This window comes from Phenylobacterium sp., from assembly GCF_041913825.1.
In the GTDB taxonomy this organism is placed as follows: Bacteria; Pseudomonadota; Alphaproteobacteria; order Caulobacterales; family Caulobacteraceae; genus Phenylobacterium.
The window spans coordinates 231094-231964 of record NZ_JAYSEO010000004.1; the positions used below are offsets into that span (position 1 = coordinate 231094).

Below are 871 nucleotides of genomic sequence, written 5' to 3' on the forward strand. Positions count from 1 at the left end.
CCTAACCTCGTTCTTTGGGCCCCCCGCGCCGCACGAGTCACGTCTTTGGGGTTATACCGGGCCCCCCCCGCCCCCCAGCGCCCGCGCGGCGCGCCCGGCCGCGCCGCTCAGGCCGCGGCGCGGAACTTCTCGTTGAGCCGCTGCAGGATGCTGCGCAGTTCGCCGAGCTCGGCCGCCGACATCGGGATCCGCCGGGCCACCTCCTGGCGCACATGGGCGACCTCGTCGCGCAGCGCCCAGCCGCGCTCGCTGAGGTCGACCCACACCCGCCGCTCGTCGGCCGTGTCGCGCGAGCGGGCGAGCAGGCCGTCGGCCTCCATCCGCTTGACCAGCGGGGTCAGCGCGCCGGTGTCCATGCACAGCGCCTGGCGCAGGTCGCCCATGGTGCAGCGCTCCCGCTCCCACATCACCAGCAGCACCAGGTACTGCGGATGGGTCAGGCCGAGCGGCTTCAGCAGCTCGCGGTAGATGCGCGTGATCTGGCTGTCGGAGATCTGCAGCGCCAGGCAGAGCTGCCGGTCGAGCTGCAGGTCGGCGTAGGCCTCGGGCGTGAGCACCCCGAGCGCAGTGGACTTCAATGGTTGAGACATGGATGCGAACCCCCCGGTACGACAGGGCGAGTACAACTGCGGCCTGTGAAGATGAGGTTAATCGCAACCGGTAATATCAGGTGCAATTATATCGAACTCGATAAGTCATTCTTTAATCTAACCGCCGCATAACGCCGTCATTGCGGTCGGAGAACCGCCTCGAAAAAATGATGTGTGGGTAGATGTTCAAACTGACGCGCGAGCGCCGGACGGCGCATGGCGACCGTGTCGCCGAACTGGAATCCAAGGTGGCGGCGATCCTGCGGTCGCAGGCGGTGATC

The 871-nt window shown here is 67.0% G+C and carries 1 protein-coding gene; it reads right to left on the minus strand.

Going from position 1 to position 871, the window contains the following annotated elements; genetic code table 11:
* Positions 1–107: 107 nt before the first annotated feature.
* Positions 108–590, minus strand: a complete 483-nt coding sequence (locus ACE3Q8_RS04800) for a MarR family winged helix-turn-helix transcriptional regulator (RefSeq protein ID WP_374469099.1) — start codon at positions 588–590, stop codon at positions 108–110.
* Positions 591–871: the final 281 nt, after the last annotated feature.

Excerpts from the sequence above, each read along its gene's own strand:
- ACE3Q8_RS04800 (WP_374469099.1), bottom strand. The coding sequence starts at position 590 with ATGTCTCAACCATTGAAGTCCACTGCGCTCGGGGTGCTCACGCCCGAG.